Here is an 18168-nt window from a genome sequence, read left to right as displayed (position 1 = left end):
GGGACTGGTGCCGGCTGTCAGACTCGAACTGACGACCTACCGCTTACAAGGCGGTTGCTCTACCAACTGAGCTAAGCCGGCGCTGCCCGGCCCTTTGCGTCAAATTATGCCGAAGGTCCAGCCTTCGGTTGCGGCGAGCGCGTTCGACAGCGGCGCAGGCGACCAGGGTGCGGCGTCGCCGGCGATCGCGCGCAGCCACGCGGCGGCGAGCAGCGCGTCGGCGGCATGGTCGCTGACCGGGCCGGACAGGCCGGTCCCGCGCGAACCCAGCGCGGCGAGCGCTGCGTCGAGCTCCGCGCCGTCGCGGATCTTGCTCCGTCCCGCCGCCATTCCCGCCGCGCGGGCGGCGAGGCTGGTATAGATTTCGACCAGCAATGGCCCCCCTGCGGGCACCGGGTCGAGCGGCCAGAGCGGCAGCAGCCCGCGCAGCCGGTGCAGGACGCGCATGCCCGCAAGGCTGGCCTTGCCGACCTGCGCGGCTCCGACGAGGTTGAAATTGCTGACGCTTGCCGCCTGTTTCGTGTCGCGCTGATGGCGTTCGACCCGGCGCAGCCGACCCGCGCCGCCCTCGAACAGGTCGCCGACGTCGCCCTTGGCATGGCGGAAATGCCGCCGCGCCTCGGGATGCGACAGGAAACCGTCGATCCCGAAATGCGGATCGCGGGCCGACAATCGTTCGACGAGCGCCCACAGCTCGGGCAGGTCGGCGGGGCTTTCGCTCCAGTCGGGGAAATAGGCGCCATGATCGGCAAAAGCGAAGGCAGCCGAAAAATCGAAGCCGATCAGCATGTCGGTCCCCGCCGCAGCAACGTCCAACAGCCAGCCCAGCATTTCGGCGCGCGACCAGATATGGCCGGGGCGGACGAGTTCGGGCGCGCCCGCGCCGATCGCCACTGCCAGCGCGATCCCGCGCTGCCGCTCGCCGCGCGCACCCGACCAGTCGATGGCGGCGAAATGGGTGAAGCGGCGCATCGACCGGCCATAGCGCCCTATGGCGCCTTGCACAAAGCGACGCGGCGTCCCACATGCACGCCATGCTGATCGAAACCGAATCGACGCCCAATCCGGCGACGCTCAAATTTCTCCCCGGCCGCGCGGTCATGGAGACGGGAACGCGCGATTTCGCGAGTCCCGAAGAGGCCGAGGCCTCGCCGCTGGCGAGCGCGCTGTTCACGCTCGGCGATGTGACGGGGGTGTTCTTCGGGCGCGATTTCGTCTCGGTGACGATCGCGCCGGGCGCCGAATGGGCCGATACGAAGCCCGACGTGCTCGGCATCATGATGGACCATTTCCTGGCCGACATGCCGCTGTTCCACCCGGCGAGCGCCGCGGGCTTCAGCGTCCCGGGCGAGGATGAGGGCGGGTTCGCCGACGATCCCGCCGACGCCGACATCATCGACCAGATCAAGGAACTGATCGAGACGCGGGTGCGCCCCGCGGTCGCGAACGATGGTGGCGACATCATCTATCGCGGTTTCGACAAGGGCAATGTGTACCTCAAGATGCAGGGCGCCTGCGCCGGCTGTCCGTCATCGACCGCGACGCTCAAAAACGGCATCGAATCGCTCTTGAAACATTATGTGCCGGAGGTAACGGCGGTTCACGCCGTCTAACCGTTTCAGGAGATCAAGCCGATGAGCGAGCCGCTATCCGACAGCGCCCTCGACCAGCTGTTTCGTACCGCGCGCACCTATAACGGCTATCTCGACAGGCCGGTGTCCGAAGACCAGCTGCGTGCGATCTGGGATCTGGTGAAATATGGCCCGACCAGCGCCAACGCGCTGCCGGCGCGGATCGTCTGGTGCGTGTCCCGGCAGGCGAAGGAAAAGCTCGCCGCGCTCGCTTTGCCCGCGAACGCCGAAAAGATCCTGAAAGCGCCGGTCACCGCGATCATCGCGATGGACACCGAATTCTACGAGCATCTGCCCGAACTCTTTCCGCACACCGATGCGCGGAGCTGGTTCGTCGGCAACGAAGCGCTCGCCCACGCGACCGCCTTCCGCAACTCGAGCCTGCAGGGCGCCTATTTCATCCTCGCGGCGCGTGCGCTCGGGCTCGACACCGGGCCGATGTCAGGCTTCAACAACGAAGCGGTCGACGCGGCCTTCTTTGCCGACACGCCCAAGGTGAAGAGCAATTTCATCTCGACGCTCGGCTATGGCGACCCCGCGAGCATCTTCGAGCGCAGCCCGCGCCCCGATTTTGAGCGCTTCAACCGCATTGCCTGACGGCCGATGCCTCGTCATCGACAGCGCCAGCGAGGCCTGTTCGGTCGCGCTGGTCGATGACGGCGTCGTCGCCGATTTTCGCCACGAGCTATTGGGCCGCGGCCATGCCGAGCGGCTTGTCCCGCTGATTGCCGAGTTGGCGGACGGCGGGCGTGCCGCTTCGATCGCGGTCGGTTGCGGGCCGGGAAGCTTCGCCGGGGTGCGCATCGGCGTCGCGGCGGCGCGCGCGCTGGCCCTTGGATGGCAGGTGCCCGTGCATGGTTTTTCGAGCCTTGCGCTGGTTGCGGCCGCTGCGGCCGACGACATCGCGGCGGCGGGCGGCGCGCTGGTGGTGATGGAGGGCGGCCATGGACAATGGTTCGTCCAGCGCTTCGGTGCCGACCTTGAACCGCGGGGCGACCTCCGTTCGCTCCTCCCCGACGAGGCGGTGCGCGAGGGCGATGCGCTGGTCGTCGGCAACCGCGCCGCAGCCTTCGTCGAGCGCCGCGGCTTGGGAACCGCCGTTTCGATGCTGCCCGACGCCCGCGCCTTTGTCCGCCTGCCGGCGGGGGCGCTGTTCGCCGAACCGAGCCCGATCTACGGCCGCGCGCCCGACGCCAAGCCGATGACGTCGACATGAGCGGCGCCATTCGCCTTGCGCCCGCCCGCGTCGGCGATATTGCCGCCGTGATGCGCGTGATGGAGGCGGCGTTCGACCCCGCCTATGGCGAAGCGTGGAGCACCGCGCAGCTCCTCACTCTCTTCGCGCTGCCGTCGGCGCGCGTCGCGGTCGCGTGGGATGGCGATACGCCCTGCGGCTTTTCGGCGGCACGCGTCGCAGGACCGGAGAGCGAGTTGCTGTTGCTCGCGGTCGATCCGGCCCGGCGCGGGCAGGGGATCGGCAAGCGGCTCATCGACGATTGGCTGGCCTGGGCCGAAGAGCAGGGCGCCGACGACTATTTCCTTGAAATGCGCGCGGACAATGATGCCGTGCATTTATACGCCCGCACCGGTTTTACCGAATGCGGACGCCGGCCCCACTATTACCGCGGCGGCGATGGCGTGGTGCGCGACGCGATCACGATGCGGCGATCCTGACAATTCTACGATGTAAGCCGCAAATCGGTGATTGCGGAATTATAACCATAATGGCATGAATCGCCTATTGCCGAAGACAAGGCCCAATATTCGGCATCCTTCTCTTTTGGGGTAGCAGATAAGGAAAATACGATCATGTCGGATCAAGCAGATGCCAATGAAATGCTCGTGACGTTGACTGCCGATATTGTTGCCGCGCATGTCAGCAACAACAGCGTCGCCATTTCGGACCTCGCGCTGCTGATCAACAATGTCCATGCGGCGCTGTCGAACCTCGGCAGTCAGCCCGTCGTCGAGGAAAAGCCCGTCCCCGCGGTGTCGATCCGTGCGTCGGTGAAGCCCGATCACATCGTCTGCCTCGAGGACGGCAAGAAGCTCAAGATGCTGCGCCGCCACCTGATGACGCATTATGGGATGACCCCCGACGATTATCGCGCGAAGTGGGGTCTGCCCGCCGACTATCCGATGGTTGCACCGAACTATGCCGAAAAGCGCCGCGCGCTCGCGAAGGAAATCGGCCTCGGCACCAAGGGGCGCGGCGGCGGACGCAGGCGCCGCAAGGTCTGATCCGCCGGCTTTGAAATCGGATGGAGCGGGACCGGCGGGTGCCGCCCTTGTTCTATTTGCGGTGCATGCCTATACAGTTGGCACAAGAACAGAAACGACTGCGCCCGGCAGGAAAGGCCCGCATGACCGGTACCATCGACCTTGAAGCATTGTGCCACGAAAAGGGGCTTCGCATCACCGAACAGCGCCGCGTCATCGCGCGCGTGATTTCGGATTCGGAGGATCATCCCGACGTCGAGACGCTTTATGAGCGCGCGTCGAAGATCGACAGCGGCATTTCGATCGCGACCGTCTATCGCACCGTGCGCCTGTTCGAAGAGGCAGGGATCCTCGACCGCCACGATTTCGGTGACGGCCGCTCGCGCTACGAAGCGGCGCCCGAGGCGCACCACGACCATCTGATCGATGTCGAGACCGGCAAGGTCATCGAATTCGTCGATCCCGAGCTCGAGGCGTTGCAGCGCGTCATCGCCGAGCGGCTGGGCTACCGCCTCGTCGACCATCGCATGGAGCTTTATGGCGTCCGGCTCGACCGCAAGGACTGACCCGGCCGAACAGCGCGCCGCGATTGCGGCGGGGTATCCGGAACCGATTTCGCTGAGGGGGAAGGCGCGCATCCTGTTGCGGGTGCTATTGCTGATCCTGACGCTCGTCGTCCTGGTGCCGCTCCACTATCTCTATCGCATTTTCCGCTACGGGTCGCCGTTCCCGAAGCTGTTCCTGTTCCTCGCCGCATGGATCGTCGGGGCGCGCGTGACCACGCACGGGACGCCGCTGCGCCGCGACGTCTTCTTCATCTCGAACCATGTGAGCTGGGTCGATATCCTCGCGCTGGCGGGTGCGAGCGGGACCGCCTTCGTCGCCAAGGCCGAACTGGGGAGGGTGCCGGTGATCGGCTGGCTCTGCCGCCTCAACCGCACCGTGTTCGTCAGCCGCGAAGATCGCGGCGGGGTTGCCGACCAGATCAACCTGTTGCGCGAGGCGCTGGCCGACAACTGGTCGGTGACCGTCTTTCCCGAGGGGACGACCACCGACGGTCAGTCGCTGCTGCCATTCAAGACCTCGATGATGCAGGTGCTCGATCCGCCGCCGCCCGCGGTGCTGGTCCAGCCGGTGATGCTCGATTACGGCCCGATTGCCGAATGGATCGGCTGGATCGGGGTCGAGCAGGGCATCGACAATGCCAGGCGCATCCTCGCGCGGCCGGGCACATTCAGGCTGAACATCCATTTCCTCGAACCCTTCCACCCGCGCGATTTCCCCGGTCGCAAGGCGATCACCGCCGAGGCGCGGCGCCGGATCGAGGAGGCGCTGGTCGGCGCGCTCGGCAAGCCGCTCCGGTCCTTTCCGCATCATGTGGCGCCGGTGCGCTACCAGCCGGCCACGCCGGAAGGCGACGGATGACGGGTCGAATCCCCTTCATTTCCGCGGCTCCTTCCTCTATCGGGGCCGCATGACCGCTACCCCTCCCGCAAAGACGTTCCACGTCAAATCCTTCGGTTGCCAGATGAACGTCTATGACGGCGAACGCATGTCGGAGATGCTGGGCGCCGAGGGCTATGTGCCCGCCGCCGAGGGCGCCGACGCCGACCTCGTCGTGCTCAACACCTGCCACATCCGCGAAAAGGCGGCCGAAAAAGTCTATTCGGATATCGGGCGGCTGAAGCGCGAGGACGGCAGCACGCCGACTATCGCGGTCGCGGGCTGCGTCGCGCAGGCCGAGGGCGCGGAGATCGCGCGCCGCGCGCCGAGCGTCGATGTCGTCGTCGGCCCGCAGGCCTATCACCGCCTGCCCGAGCTGATCGCACGCGCGGAGAAGGGCGAGAAGGCGATCGACTTGGACATGCCGCTCGAAAGCAAGTTCGGTGCGCTGCCGAAACGCGCCGGCGGCCAGCGTCCCACCGCCTTCCTGACCGTGCAGGAAGGCTGCGACAAATTCTGCACCTATTGTGTCGTGCCCTACACGCGCGGCGCCGAGATCAGCCGTCCTTTCGTGGACCTGATCGCCGAGGCGCGCGCCCTGATCGCGGGCGGGGTGCGCGAGATCACCTTGCTCGGCCAGAACGTCAATGCGTGGGATGGGGAAGACGGGAAAGGCCGGGCCATCGGCCTCGACGGCCTGATCCGCGAACTCGCGCGCGAGGACGGGCTCGAACGCATCCGCTACACCACCAGCCATCCCAACGACATGACCGACGGGCTGATCGCCGCGCATGGCGAGGTCGAGAAGCTGATGCCCTTCCTCCACCTGCCGGTGCAGGCGGGCAGCGACCGCATCCTCGCGGCGATGAACCGCAGCCATTCGGTCGACAGCTATCTGAAGGTCATCGAGCGCGTCCGCGCCGCGCGTCCCGACATCGCGATCTCGGGCGACTTCATCGTCGGCTTCCCCGGCGAGAGCGAGGAAGATTTCCTCGCGACGCTCGCTATCGTCCGCGCGACCCATTACGCGATGGCGTACAGCTTCAAATATTCGCGCCGCCCCGGCACCCCCGCCGCGACGATGAACGGCCAGATCGAAGAGGCGGTGATGAACGACCGCCTCCAGCGGCTGCAGGCTCTGCTGGGCGAACAGCAGCAGGCGTTCAATCAGGCGACCGTCGGCCGCACGACGCGCCTGCTCCTCGAACGCAAGGGCAAGCATGACGGCCAGCTCATCGGCAAGTCGCCCTGGCTCCAGTCGGTGCACGTCGCCGCGCCGGGGCTCGCGATCGGCGACATGGTCGACGTGCGGATCACTTCGGCCGGCCCCAACAGCGTCGGCGCCGAGCCGCTGGTCGAAGCGGTCGCCTGAATGGGCCGCGGAGTTTTCTGCTCCGTCCGTCGAATTTCGAGAGCATCGGTGATGGACTCCCGCCCTCGCGGGAGTAGAGTCGTGTTGTCCTTTGGAGGAGACCTGCCCACGTGTCGAAACGCCCCTTGACTGCCGCCACCCCCGCCGAACCCGGCGACCGTGTCAAACTGACCGCGGAATTCGAGCGAACGCAGCTGCTGGGCATCCTGTTCGGGGAATTCGACCGTAATCTGGTCGCCATCGAGAATCGTCTGGGCGTCTATATCTCTGCGCGCGGCAACCGTGTGCAGATCGAGGGCGAGGCGGAAGCGGCGGCGCGGGCGCGCGACGTGCTGACCGAACTTTACGGCCGGATCGAGCGCGGCGAAGAGGCCGACGCGGGTCTGGTCGACGCGGTGATCGCGATGTCGGCGCAGCCGACGCTGGCGGGGATCATCCGGCATGACGTCAGCGAAGCGCCGACGGTGATGATCCGTACGCGCAAAAAGACGATCGTGCCGCGCGCGCCGTCGCAGGTTCCCTATATGCATGCGCTCGCGCGCGACGACGTCATCTTTGCGCTCGGCCCGGCGGGCACGGGGAAGACCTACCTCGCGGTTGCGCAGGCGGTGGCGCAGCTCATTACCGGCAGCGTCCAGCGGCTGATCCTCTCGCGCCCGGCGGTCGAGGCGGGCGAGAAGCTCGGCTTCCTGCCCGGCGACATGAAGGAAAAGGTCGATCCGTACCTGCGCCCGCTCTACGACGCACTCCACGACTGCCTGCCCGCCGAACAGGTCGAGCGCCGCATCGCGAGCGGAGAGATCGAGATTGCGCCGCTCGCCTTCATGCGCGGCCGGACGCTGGCCGACGCCTTCATCATCCTCGACGAGGCGCAGAACACGACGATACCGCAGATGAAGATGTTCCTGACGCGCTTCGGCATGAACAGCCGCATGGTGATCTGCGGCGACCCGAAACAGGTCGACTTGCCGGTGCCCGCAACCTCGGGTCTCGCCGACGCGGTGGCGCGGCTCGAGGGTCTGGAAGGGATCAACGTCAGCCGCTTCACCAGCGCCGACGTCGTCCGCCACCCGATCGTCGGACGGATCGTCGAGGCTTACGAAGGACCGGGAAGCTAGCTTCCCGTCTTCTTGAAGGTGACGGTAACCTTCGGTTCGTCGTCATAGCTCGGCACGATTTCGCGCGTCCCCTTGCGCACCGTGCCATCGGGCCATTTGACCTGATAGACGTAGCGGCCGGACAGCGTCTGGTCGACGCCGGTCTCGATCTCGTTCCACTTGCACGCGAAACGGTCCCACGGATCGGGCTTCTTGCGCGTGCAGACCTTGAAGGCGAAGGCGTTGATCATCAGCACCTCGCCCTGCGGCGGGCTGGTGCGGACGATCACCGGATTGCCTTCGCCCGCGCCGCAGCCGCCGTCGGCGACGACCTTCGGCAGTTTCGGCGCGAGCCGCGCGCGGTTCGCCTCGACCGCCTGGGCGAGCCGGTAATAGGGATCGTTCTCGAAATAGCCCCCGTCGGCGGGGTCCGCCGCCGCATCCGGCGCATCGGCTGCCATCGCGCCGTCGGCGGCGGCGCTCGCCGCGGCGCTGGCTGCTTCTTCGGCCGACATTGCGGCGGCATCGGCGGCGGCGATGTCCGCCTCGCTCATCGGTTCGGGCGCGGCCTTCGCATCTTCGATCATCGCCTTTTCGAACGCGAGCAGGGGTTCGGCATACACCGCGACGGGATATTTCAACCGCTCGAACTCGGCGCGCAGCCGCGCGACCTCGAGCGCCACCCCGCCATAGCGCGCAGTCAGCGGGTCGGTCTCGTCGAGGCTGACATATTCGGCGTTACAGTCGATCACGTCATAATAGGGCGGCTGGCCGTCGCCCCAGTCCATCGTCAGATTGTCGCGCGGGAAATCGGCGATCTGCCCCTCGGCGGCGATGCGGATGTCGTAATAGCCGTCGGGATACCAGCCTTGCGGCGGCACCTTCCCTTCGATTGCCCTCAGCCCCGCGGCGCCGATCGGCTCCTTCGCGCCGGCCGTGACCGGCGACGCGAGCGCTGCGGCCAGCATGAGCATCCGGATTCTGCGCATCTCAATCCTCCTGTTTCAGCGGCCGCGGCCCGCCCAGCCAGCCCGCGACGAGCAGGCTGGCGGTCGCCGCGATCAACGCCCAGCTTCCCCCCAGCATCCATTTGACGCGCCCGATCGACGCCGCGGTCCACAGTGTCGCCGGATCATAGGCGGCGTCGGCGAGCGCGTCCGACGGCAGGTCGGGGCATTCGCTTGCGTACACCAGCTTCGCGTCGGGCGTGCATTCGGTGCCTCGGACCAGCGGCGCGCCCCGTTCGCCCGCGATGACATAGGAAGACGACGCCCAGCCATAGACGCCCGCCGCGACGAGCAGGAGCGCCAGCAGCGCCCCCTGCATGCCGCGCGTCGTCCACCCCGCCACCCGGCCGCTCCCGGCCACGCCCGCCGGGATCGCGAGCGCGAGCAACGCGGCGATCCAGCCGACCGGCGAGGCGGGCGGTGCCAGTCCGCCGAGCCACGCGGCGAGCAGCAACAGCGCGAGCGCCGCCCCGCCCGCGATCGCGCGGACCAGCCCGTTGTTCCACGTCAGCCGCTTCGCCCCGCGCGGCTTGCCGGGAATATAGCCGGTTTTCGGTCCTGCGATCAGCATCGCGACGACGTCGGCCAGCTTGTCGATATGATCCTCGACCGGGGGCGACAGCGCGTCGAACCAGTGCGGCACGCTCATGAAATATTCGAGGCTGCGCTCGGGCGCCACATCCTCGATGCGGAAGGGGAGGATCGGCAGGCCAAGGTGCACCGCGCGCTCGACCTCGCGCAGGATCTGCGGCGACTCATTCGCGTGGCGCGAAAAGACGAGGACGAAGACGGTCGACGATCTGAGTGCATCGATGATCGCCTCGCCCCACGACGTCCCGGGCACGATATCGCGCGGCGCGATCCAGCAGCGATGCCCGCGTTCCTCGAGCAGCGCGCACAGCATGTTCGCGATCGTCCGGTCCTTCGACGAATAGCTGATGAACACCTGCGCCGGCATCGGTCCCTGTCCCCCTGCCGTCATCATGCCGCGCCGGGGAGGGCGGGGCAATCGCCGAGTTTGGCGGTCGCCCCATCTTCTGCAGCGCCGCCACATCGGCCTCTCAACCCGTGACACATTCTTATTGCAAATACGTCTCAATAACTATAGGCCCGCTCACGGCGCGGCCCGGCACATGCGTTCGGGCCGATGCCATGCCTCCGGATTTCAGAGGATGAAGCAATTCTGCTTGGACTCCGGGTCGATTTTTCGCTTGGGGAAGGTGCCAGGGCACGCACGACACGCGCGCTGCTCGCCGACGGTGACAGCGTCGGCCCGATCGCCAAGGCGATCGCAACCACGACCCGCCGATCGATCGCGGCGGGGTTCGACATGCCGGTCCTCGCGGCCGGTGCCATGACCTGTCAGGAAAGTTCAAGTGATGAGTGACCGTATCGCCGCCGCCGCCAAGCTGGCCCCCTCCGCCGCGCTGACCGTCGAGGAGGTGCTGCGCGTCCGGCACTGGAACGACCATCTGTTCAGCTTCTCGATCAGTCGCCCGGCGAGCTTCCGGTTCCGTTCGGGCGAATTCGTGATGATCGGCCTGCCGGGCGGCGAGGGGCGGCCCTTGCTGCGCGCCTATTCGATCGCCAGCCCCGCCTGGTCGGACGAGCTCGAATTCCTGTCGATCAAGGTGCCCGACGGCCCGCTGACCTCGCGGCTGCAGAAGATCCGGCCCGGCGACCCCGTCTATCTCGGCCGCAAGCCGACCGGCACGCTCGTCGCCGATGCGCTGCTGCCCGGCAAGCGGCTCTTCCTGCTCTCGACCGGCACCGGCCTCGCGCCCTTCCTCAGCCTCGCGCGCGATCCCGACATTTACGAGCGTTTCAGCCAGATCGTGCTGGTCCATTGCGTGCGGCAGGTCAGCGACCTCGCCTTCCGCGAAGAGCTCGAAAGCCAGCTCGCGGGCGACCCGCTGGTGCAGGATCAGGCGTTGCTGCAGTTCCACTATCTGCCGACCGTGACGCGCCAGCCCTTCCGCAACGAGGGCCGTATCGACACGCTGATCGACAATGCCCGGCTGTTCGGCCCGCCGTTGACCGGCCCGCATCATTTCGACCCGGCAAGCGACCGCATCATGATGTGCGGCAGCATGGCGATGATCCGCGACCTGCAGGCGCGGTTCGCGGCGCTGGGCTTCAAGGAAGGATCGAACGCCGCGCCCGGCGACTTCGTGATCGAACGCGCTTTCGTGGGTTAGGGCTTGCCCGCGTAAGCCTTCACCAGATCGAACATGAAGTCGCGCCCGACATAGAGCGACTTCACTTCGATCCGCTCGTTGAGCCCGTGGGCGCCATTGCCGTCGGGGTCGCCCCAGATGCCGGGGATGCCATAGGTCGGAATGCCCGCGGCGCCGAGGAAGGTCGCGTCGGTATAGCCGTTCGCCATCGACGGGATGACCTTCAGCCCCGGCCAGTACCGGGCGACCAGCTTTTCCATCGGGCCGATGATCTTCGGGTCGAGCGGCGGCTGCGGTGGGGTGGGGCGCTTCGGCGGCAGCTGCGTGATCGTCACGCCCGGGTCGCCGATCACCGTCGCCAGCTCGTCGCGGATGCTTTCAATGCTGTGGCCGGGGAAGATGCGGCAGTTGACGTTCGCCCCGGCGCGCTGCGGCAGCGCATTCGGGGCATGGCCGCCGTCGAGCAAGGTCGCGACGCAGGTCGTGCGGATATTGCCGTGCAGGAAGCGGTCAGTGTTGACCACCGCTTCGGCCGCCTTGTCCGCGGGGTTCTTGGCCAGCGCGACCATCGCCGCGCCGACCCTGTCGCCGCGCGCCGCGCCGGCCTCGGCAAAGAAGCGCCGCGTCGTGTCGGTCATCTCGACCGGAAATTCATGCTCGTCGATCTTCGTCAGCGCCCGCGCGAGCTGATAGATCGCATTGTCGCGCACCGGCACCGAGCTGTGCCCGCCGGGGTTGCGTGTTTCGAGGCGGAAGTTGGCGAAGGTCTTTTCGCCGACCTGCACCGACTGGCCCAGTACCTTGCCTTTCCCGTCGCTGTCGCCGCCGCCGCCTTCGTTGAGTGCGAATTCGGCGTCGATCAGGTCGCGCTTGTTCGCGGCGAGCCACTCCACCCCGTTGAACGCGCCATTGGTCTCCTCGCCGCAGGTCAGCGCCAGCTTCACGGTGCGCTTCGGCTTGTAGCCCTCTTTCTTGAAACGCAGCAGCGTGTCGACCCACACAGCGGCCTGCGCCTTGTCGTCCAACGTGCCGCGGCCATAGAAATAGCCGTCCTCCTCGATCAGCGTGAAGGGATCGCGCTCCCAATCCTCGCGCTTCGCCTCGACGACGTCGATGTGCGCGACGAGCAGGATCGCCTTCGCCTTCGGGTTGGTGCCCGGATAGACGACGACAAGCCCGCCTTCCTCGCGGTGCCCGTCCTCCACGAACAGGATGAGCTGGTCGCCCGGAAACTCCGCCGCCTGAAAGCGTTTGAGCATCCGCTGCGCGGCAAGGGTGCAGCTCCCCGACGACAGCGTCGTGTTGGTTTCGACAAGCTCCTTGTAGATCTCGCGGAAGGCGATCTGGTCGGGGCGCGGCTGCTTCTCCTGCGCGGCGGCAGGTGCCGCGACCAGCAGCATGGCGGTCAGCAATATGGTCAGCGTTTTCATGCGGCGCGTCTCCCCTGATGGTGCGAAGGGAGCAGAAAGCGCGGCCGCCTGCAAGCCGCTTGCGCGGGGCGCGGCTTTCGCGCAAGTGCGGGGCAGGGAGAGAAGTTTGACGAGCATCGAAGACGATCCGCCGGGACTGGTGGCGCGTGCCGTGCGGCGCCTGTTGCTGCTGCTCTACCGGCTGCGCGGCTGGAAGGCGGTCGGCGAGGTGCCCGAGCCGCGCCGCTTCATCATCATCGCCGCGCCGCACACCAGCAACTGGGATTTCGTCAACTATCTGGGGCTCACCGCCGACCTTGGCGTGCGGCCGCATTTCATGGGCAAGCTCTCGCTGTTCAAATGGCCGATCGGCGGCTTCATGAAACAGATGGGGGGCGTGCCCGTCGACCGCCGCCATGCCAGCAATGTCGTCCAGCAGATGGCCGACGAATTCGCGCGCCGCACCGAATTCATGCTGACCGTCGCGCCCGAGGGGACGCGCGGCAAGGCGAAGAAATGGCGCACCGGCTTTTACCAGATCGCGATGGCGGCCAAGGTGCCGCTGGTCGTCGGGCTGATGGACTATGGCACCAAGACCGGCGGGCTGGGCCCGCTGATCTGGCCGACGGGCGATTTCCGCGCCGACATGATGAAGGTGTTCGACGTTTATAAAAGCTGTATCCCGAAATTCCCCGAACGCGCGGTGCGTTCGATCGACGATATATTGGGAATCGACGAGGCATAAGGAGCGCACCGAATGAGCCAAGCGCTGACGCTGCTCGCACTCAATTTCGCCGGGCTGCTCGCGGCGATCCTGATCCTGTGGGGCATCGCCGTCGCGATCCGCGACGTCTCGTTCATCGACGCCTTCTGGGCGTTCGGGATGGTGCTGCTCGCGTGGGGCAGCGCGTCGCAGGCCGGGATCGCGGAACCGCACGGCCAATGGCTGCTCGGTCTGACGACGCTCTGGGGGTTCCGGCTCGCAATCCATCTTTTCCTGCGCTGGCGCGCACATGGCGAAGATCCTCGCTATGCGAAGATATTGGGCGGGGTGACGAAACAGCGCGGCTGGAGTTGGCCGGTCGCGGCGCTGGTGATGGTGTTCCTGATGCAGGCGCCTCTGCTCTTCATCACTTGCCTCCCGGCGCAGATCGGCATCTGGGCGAGCGCGGCCGGGGCGCACCCGGTCGGCGCGCTCGCCTGGGTCGGCGGCGGCGCCGCGCTCGCGGGAATCGCGTTCGAGAGCGTCGGCGACGCCCAACTGAACGCCTTCCGCCGCGACCCCGCGAACCGCGGCCGCGTGCTCGACACCGGGCTCTGGCGCTACACGCGCCACCCCAATTATTTCGGCGATACGCTGACCTGGTGGGGACTGTGGCTGATTGCCGCCGACATGGGCTGGGGCATCGCGCTCGCCACTGTCGTCGGCCCGGTCTTCCTCACCTTCACCCTTACCCGCTGGTCGGGCAAGGCGCTGCTCGAGCGCGGGCTGCACAAGAGCCGCCCCGGCTACGCCGACTATGTCCAGCGCACATCGGGCTTCATCCCATGGCCGCCAAAGACCGGAGCCTAGGCGACAGCGACAGCGCCGCCGCCGCCAGCGCGCTCGCCGATGCGCCGCGCATCCGCGCGATCCTGACCAGCGCCGCGCGCGAAGGGCGCAGCGTCAGCTATTCCGAACTGCTCGGCGATCTCGGTTTCCGCTTTACGCGCCCCAGGATGCGCGCAGTCTGCCGCACCCTCGAAGAGGTCGACCGGCTCTGCGCGCTCGACGGCGAGCCGGACCTCGCCGTGCTGGTGGTGCGCGAGAGCGACCGGCTGCCGGGGCAGGGCTGGTGGGTCGGCGGTACCGCGCTGCTCCTCGGTTATGACGGACCATGGGAAGGCGCCGCCGCGGCGCGCTTCATCCGCGAGCAGCAACAGGCGGTGTTCGACTTTTGGGAGGGGCGTTAGGTCACATACCCATAAACAGGATTCCCTATTGGTTGAGTATCTGATTCAGTGTTTCGCGGAAGGGAGACGTTGATGGCGCGTTTTGATCTGACGGATTTTGAGTGATCTGTGATCCAGCCTTTGCTGCCGACGAAGGTTCGAGGGGTGAAGCGGGTTGATGACCGGCGAGTATTGAACGGGATATTCTGGCGGCTGCGGACGGGGGCGCCATGGGCGGAGATTCCGTCGCGCTACGGGCCGCACACGACCTGTGTGAACCGCTTCAACCGCTGGCGGCGGGCTGGGGTGTGGAAGCGGATATTGGATGCTGTTTCAGAAGCTTATGCAGGCGACATCCAGATGATCGATAGCTCGTCGATCCGTGTCCGCCAGCATGGCGCCAACGCCCAAAAAAAGATGGCCGATCCCGTTGCATGGGTCGCTCGCGCGGCGGCCTGACGACCAAAATACACGCCATGGTCGATGCCAATGGCTTGCCGATCCATTTGGTTCTGAGTGAAGGCCAGGCCTATGACGGGCGCAGCGCGTATCTCATGCTCGACAGCCTGACGTCCGGTTCCGTTCTGCTCGCCAACCGCGCCTATGATGCCGACAAGCGGCGCGCCGCCATCGCCGATAAAGGCGCGTTCGCCAATATTCCGCCCATGCCCCGGCGCGTCCGGCGACCGGCGTTCAGCCTGCTCCTCTATCGATGCCGCAACCTCATCGAACGCTTCTTCAACAAACTCCAACACTTCCGGGCAGTGGCTACGCGATACGACAAACGCGACGACAACTTCCTGGCCTCCGTCCACCTCGCCTCAATCAGAATCTGGCTGCGACATAAGGAGTCGGTGGCCTAGGGTCCGCACAAACCTCTTTCTTGCATGATCCCGCGATGCCAGCCTTTCGCTCTGGCTCTTTGTCTCGTCCGATCGGCCGCCCCGCCGCCCGCGCGGTGCCGTCCACTCCCTGCTGACAGCGCGGCTTTCGCCTGCTAGGGCGCCGGGCATGACCACGCCTCTCTCGCATATCCGCAATTTTTCGATCATCGCGCACATCGATCACGGGAAATCCACGCTCGCCGACCGGTTGATCCAGTTCACCGGCGGGCTCTCCGCGCGCGAGATGTCGGCGCAAGTCCTTGATAACATGGACATAGAGAAGGAGCGCGGGATCACGATCAAGGCGCAGACGGTGCGCCTGAAATATACCGCGAAGGACGGCGAAACCTATGAGCTGAACCTGATGGACACGCCCGGCCACGTCGACTTCGCCTATGAAGTGTCGCGCTCGCTCGCGGCGTGCGAGGGCGCGCTACTCGTCGTCGACGCCGCGCAGGGGGTCGAGGCGCAGACGCTGGCGAACGTCTATCAGTCGATCGAGCACGACCATGAGATCGTGCCGGTGATCAACAAGATCGACCTGCCCGCGGCCGACGTCGACAAGGTGAAGGCCGAGATCGAGGACATCATCGGCCTGCCCGCCGACGAGGCGGTGCTCGCCTCGGCGAAGTCGGGGATCGGGATCGAAGAATGCCTCGAGGCGATCGTCGCGAAGATCCCGCCGCCGAAGGGCGACGCGACCGCGCCGCTCGTCGCGATGCTCGTCGACAGCTGGTACGACCCCTATCTCGGCGTCGTGATCCTCGTCCGCGTCGTCGATGGCGTGCTGAAAAAAGGCCAGCAGATCAAGTTCATGCAGGCGGGCACCACCCACCTGATCGACCGCGTCGGCTGCTTCACGCCGAAGCGCGAGGAGCTGACCGAGATCGGCCCCGGCGAGATCGGCTTCATCACCGCGCAGATCAAGGACGTCGCGCAGGCGCGCGTCGGCGACACGGTGACCGATGCGAAAAAGCCCGCCGCGGCGCCGCTGCCGGGGTTCAAGGAGGTCCAGCCGGTCGTCTTCTGCGGCCTGTTCCCGACCGACGCGAACGATTTCGAGAAGCTGCGCGAAAGCATCCAGAAGCTCCGTCTCAACGACGCGTCGTTCAGCTTCGAGATGGAGACGAGCGCGGCATTGGGCTTCGGCTTCCGCTGCGGCTTCCTCGGCCTCCTCCACCTCGAGATCATCCAGGAGCGGCTGACCCGCGAATATGACCTCGACCTGATCACCACGGCGCCGTCGGTCGTGTACAAGCTGAAGCTCACCCGGTCGAAGGAGGGCGGCCCGACCGAGATGGAGCTGCACAACCCCGCCGACATGCCCGACCCCAACCGCATCGACGAGATCGAGGAGCCGTGGATCGAGGCGGTGATCTATGTCCCCGACGACTATCTCGGCGCGATCCTGAAACTCTGCCAGGACCGCCGCGGCATCCAGAAGAACCTGACCTATGTCGGCGGCCGCGCGCAGATCACCTACGAACTGCCGCTCAACGAGGTGGTGTTCGACTTCTACGACCGGCTGAAGAGCATCAGCCGCGGCTATGCGTCGTTCGACTATCACCAGATCGGCCACCGCGCCGGCGACCTCGTCAAGATGAGCATCCTCGTCAACAACGAGCCGGTCGACGCGCTGAGCATGATCGTCCACCGCGGCAGCGCCGAAAGCCGCGGCCGCGGCATGTGCGAGCGGCTCAAGGACCTGATCCCGCGCCACATGTTCAAGATCCCGATCCAGGCCGCGATCGGCGGCAAGGTGATCGCGCGCGAGACCATCGCCGCGCTGCGCAAGGACGTGACCGCCAAATGCTACGGCGGCGACGCAACCCGCAAGAAGAAGCTCCTCGAAAAGCAGAAAGAGGGCAAGAAGCGGATGCGGGAGTATGGCAACGTCAACATCCCGCAGGAGGCGTTCATTGCCGCGCTGCGGATGGGGGATGATGCCTGATCCGCTTGCCTGACCTGAGAAGGACGAAGGTAGACTGCCGCGAAATCGACGTTGCGGCCTGATTTTGTTCGTGTGTGAAATATTCTTGGAAAAAATTAAGAGATGCTAGCTTCTGCTAATGAGCTATCATCCGAAATTAACAATCTCGGAATACCAAAAGATTGCGGAGAAATCCAATCGCGAGCCAAGCAAAACTAGGCCTCGCTTCGCCTTGCTTGGATTGTTCGGCGAAGCGGGCAGTGTCTTAAGCGAGGTAAAAAAGAAGCAGCGCGACGACATAGCTTTCCGTACCTATCATCAAAGAGTTATCGAAGAGCTCGGCGACCTGATGTGGTATATCGCGGCGTTCAGTACGGCCGTTGAGATAGATTTGGATGATGTAGTTAGGCCAGTTGCGGTCAAGATCAACCGACCCGTCACAAAGCCCAATCGTCAAGTGCAATGCACAGATTTCGATCAAGATGACGGGTATGTCAGCTATGAGCCGGATGAGAATTATCAGGAAGAGTTAGAAGAGCTCGCCGGAGAGGTTGGCGTTTTGGTCCGGGATTTTGAAGATTCCTACTCAAAGGCCGCTATTCTTTCGCAACTGACAAAGATCTTTGAGAAGTTTCTGGTCATTGTTAACCAGAGTGGCGCGCAGTTCTGTGATGTTGTGGAATCCAATATAGCTAAAATATCTTCTCGTTGGCCGGAGAAGATCGAATATGAAAATGCTCCGTATTTTGAGCATGATATTCCCTGCTATGAAAGATTCCCACGGAAGTTGAAAATTCATATTTTCGAAAAAATTAAAGAAGATGGAAAATCATATTTTGTAATGCAGAGATTTTCCGATTTCAATATAGGCGATCGGCTAACCGACAATATAATTAGAGAAGATGATTATAGATTTCATGATGTATTCCACTACGCTTATGCATCTGTTTTGCATTGGTCTCCAGTTTTAAGATCTTTATTAAAAATAAAGAGGAAAAGTGACCCTAGGTCACCGACTCATTATGCCGCAACCAAATCCTGATTGATGCGAGCTGGATGGAAGCGA

Annotated in this window: 20 protein-coding genes and 1 tRNA gene; 16 read left to right on the top strand and 5 right to left on the bottom strand. The window is 65.1% G+C overall.

Annotation, left to right across the window (positions count from 1 at the left end):
- Positions 1-5: 5 nt before the first annotated feature.
- Together J1N50_RS14040 and J1N50_RS14035 are read right to left on the bottom strand one after the other, a co-directional pair.
- Positions 6-81 (bottom strand) — tRNA-Thr (locus J1N50_RS14040).
- Positions 82-99: 18 nt separating this feature from the next.
- Positions 100-972 (bottom strand): hypothetical protein, encoded by an 873-nt coding sequence (locus tag J1N50_RS14035; protein ID WP_215354620.1) that lies wholly within the window; start codon positions 970-972, stop codon positions 100-102.
- A gap of 62 nt (positions 973-1034) precedes the next feature.
- Between J1N50_RS14035 and J1N50_RS14030 the strand changes: the two genes are divergently transcribed.
- From J1N50_RS14030 to J1N50_RS13990, 9 genes are all read left to right on the top strand, one after another.
- On the top strand, positions 1035-1613 hold the full coding sequence (locus J1N50_RS14030) for a NifU family protein (RefSeq protein ID WP_215354617.1): 579 nt from the start codon (positions 1035-1037) through the stop codon (positions 1611-1613).
- 21 nt (positions 1614-1634) lie between these two features.
- Positions 1635-2228: a malonic semialdehyde reductase gene (locus tag J1N50_RS14025; protein ID WP_215354614.1), complete on the top strand. Its 594-nt coding sequence runs from the start codon at positions 1635-1637 to the stop codon at positions 2226-2228.
- Positions 2221-2847, top strand: coding sequence for a tRNA (adenosine(37)-N6)-threonylcarbamoyltransferase complex dimerization subunit type 1 TsaB (tsaB, locus tag J1N50_RS14020; protein WP_246553524.1), 627 nt, complete (start codon positions 2221-2223; stop codon positions 2845-2847). The genes J1N50_RS14025 and tsaB overlap by 8 nt, the downstream gene beginning before the upstream one ends.
- Positions 2844-3305 carry a GNAT family N-acetyltransferase gene (locus tag J1N50_RS14015; protein ID WP_246553522.1) on the top strand — a complete coding sequence of 154 codons (462 nt, stop codon included), beginning with the start codon at positions 2844-2846 and terminating at the stop codon, positions 3303-3305. Before tsaB ends, J1N50_RS14015 begins: the two co-directional genes overlap by 4 nt.
- Positions 3306-3440: 135 nt before the next feature.
- Positions 3441-3872 (top strand): Ros/MucR family transcriptional regulator, encoded by a 432-nt coding sequence (locus J1N50_RS14010; protein WP_215354608.1) that lies wholly within the window; start codon positions 3441-3443, stop codon positions 3870-3872.
- A gap of 122 nt (positions 3873-3994) precedes the next feature.
- On the top strand, positions 3995-4417 hold the full coding sequence (locus J1N50_RS14005; protein WP_058457113.1) for a Fur family transcriptional regulator: 423 nt from the start codon (positions 3995-3997) through the stop codon (positions 4415-4417).
- On the top strand, positions 4389-5276 hold the full coding sequence (locus tag J1N50_RS14000; RefSeq protein ID WP_215354605.1) for a lysophospholipid acyltransferase family protein: 888 nt from the start codon (positions 4389-4391) through the stop codon (positions 5274-5276). Before J1N50_RS14005 ends, J1N50_RS14000 begins: the two co-directional genes overlap by 29 nt.
- A 49-nt stretch (positions 5277-5325) precedes the next feature.
- Positions 5326-6666 (top strand): tRNA (N6-isopentenyl adenosine(37)-C2)-methylthiotransferase MiaB, encoded by a 1341-nt coding sequence (miaB, locus tag J1N50_RS13995; RefSeq protein ID WP_215354602.1) that lies wholly within the window; start codon positions 5326-5328, stop codon positions 6664-6666.
- 125 nt (positions 6667-6791) lie between these two features.
- Positions 6792-7784 (top strand): PhoH family protein, encoded by a 993-nt coding sequence (locus J1N50_RS13990; protein WP_231729088.1) that lies wholly within the window; start codon positions 6792-6794, stop codon positions 7782-7784.
- On the opposite strand, the gene J1N50_RS13985 is transcribed toward J1N50_RS13990, so the two are convergent.
- Positions 7781-8752: a hypothetical protein gene (locus J1N50_RS13985; RefSeq protein WP_215354599.1), complete on the bottom strand. Its 972-nt coding sequence runs from the start codon at positions 8750-8752 to the stop codon at positions 7781-7783. The genes J1N50_RS13990 and J1N50_RS13985 overlap by 4 nt on opposite strands.
- A gap of 1 nt (position 8753) precedes the next feature.
- A complete protein-coding gene (locus tag J1N50_RS13980; RefSeq protein ID WP_215354596.1) occupies positions 8754-9728 on the bottom strand; it encodes a toll/interleukin-1 receptor domain-containing protein in 975 nt (324 codons plus the stop codon).
- Between the two features lie 421 nt (positions 9729-10149).
- Between J1N50_RS13980 and J1N50_RS13975 the strand changes: the two genes are divergently transcribed.
- Positions 10150-10968 (top strand): ferredoxin--NADP reductase, encoded by an 819-nt coding sequence (locus tag J1N50_RS13975; RefSeq protein ID WP_215354593.1) that lies wholly within the window; start codon positions 10150-10152, stop codon positions 10966-10968.
- Here the strand turns inward: J1N50_RS13975 and J1N50_RS13970 are convergent.
- Positions 10965-12377 (bottom strand): M20/M25/M40 family metallo-hydrolase, encoded by a 1413-nt coding sequence (locus J1N50_RS13970; RefSeq protein ID WP_215354590.1) that lies wholly within the window; start codon positions 12375-12377, stop codon positions 10965-10967. The two genes, J1N50_RS13975 and J1N50_RS13970, sit on opposite strands and share 4 nt — an antisense overlap.
- A 106-nt stretch (positions 12378-12483) precedes the next feature.
- Here J1N50_RS13970 and J1N50_RS13965 point away from each other — a divergent pair, with 106 nt between their 5' ends.
- From J1N50_RS13965 to J1N50_RS13940, 6 genes are all read left to right on the top strand, one after another.
- A complete protein-coding gene (locus J1N50_RS13965; RefSeq protein ID WP_215354588.1) occupies positions 12484-13101 on the top strand; it encodes a lysophospholipid acyltransferase family protein in 618 nt (205 codons plus the stop codon).
- A gap of 12 nt (positions 13102-13113) precedes the next feature.
- On the top strand, positions 13114-13929 hold the full coding sequence (locus J1N50_RS13960) for a DUF1295 domain-containing protein (RefSeq protein WP_215354585.1): 816 nt from the start codon (positions 13114-13116) through the stop codon (positions 13927-13929).
- Positions 13905-14309, top strand: a complete 405-nt coding sequence (locus J1N50_RS13955) for a ribose-phosphate pyrophosphokinase (RefSeq protein WP_215354582.1) — start codon at positions 13905-13907, stop codon at positions 14307-14309. The genes J1N50_RS13960 and J1N50_RS13955 overlap by 25 nt, the downstream gene beginning before the upstream one ends.
- A gap of 108 nt (positions 14310-14417) precedes the next feature.
- Positions 14418-15151, top strand: a protein-coding gene (locus tag J1N50_RS13950) for an IS5 family transposase (RefSeq protein ID WP_343227890.1) whose coding sequence is annotated in 2 segments (ribosomal slippage) — positions 14418-14696 and positions 14699-15151 — 732 coding nt in all. Because the reading frame shifts where the segments join, the coding sequence is not laid out codon by codon here.
- A 148-nt stretch (positions 15152-15299) separates the two neighbouring features.
- The gene (lepA, locus tag J1N50_RS13945; protein WP_215354578.1) at positions 15300-17123 is read left to right on the top strand and encodes a translation elongation factor 4; all 1824 of its coding nucleotides are present in this window, start codon (positions 15300-15302) and stop codon (positions 17121-17123) included.
- Between the two features lie 118 nt (positions 17124-17241).
- Entirely contained in the window at positions 17242-18144 is a 903-nt protein-coding gene (locus J1N50_RS13940) for a nucleoside triphosphate pyrophosphohydrolase family protein (protein ID WP_215354565.1), read from the top strand.
- Positions 18145-18168 lie beyond the last annotated feature (24 nt).

Origin of the sequence: Sphingopyxis soli, assembly GCF_018682675.1 — a bacterium.
In the GTDB taxonomy this organism is placed as follows: domain Bacteria; phylum Pseudomonadota; class Alphaproteobacteria; order Sphingomonadales; family Sphingomonadaceae; genus Sphingopyxis; species Sphingopyxis soli.
The sequence above is the reverse complement of the archived record's forward strand: the minus strand, read 5'-3'. Positions and strand labels throughout refer to the sequence as shown.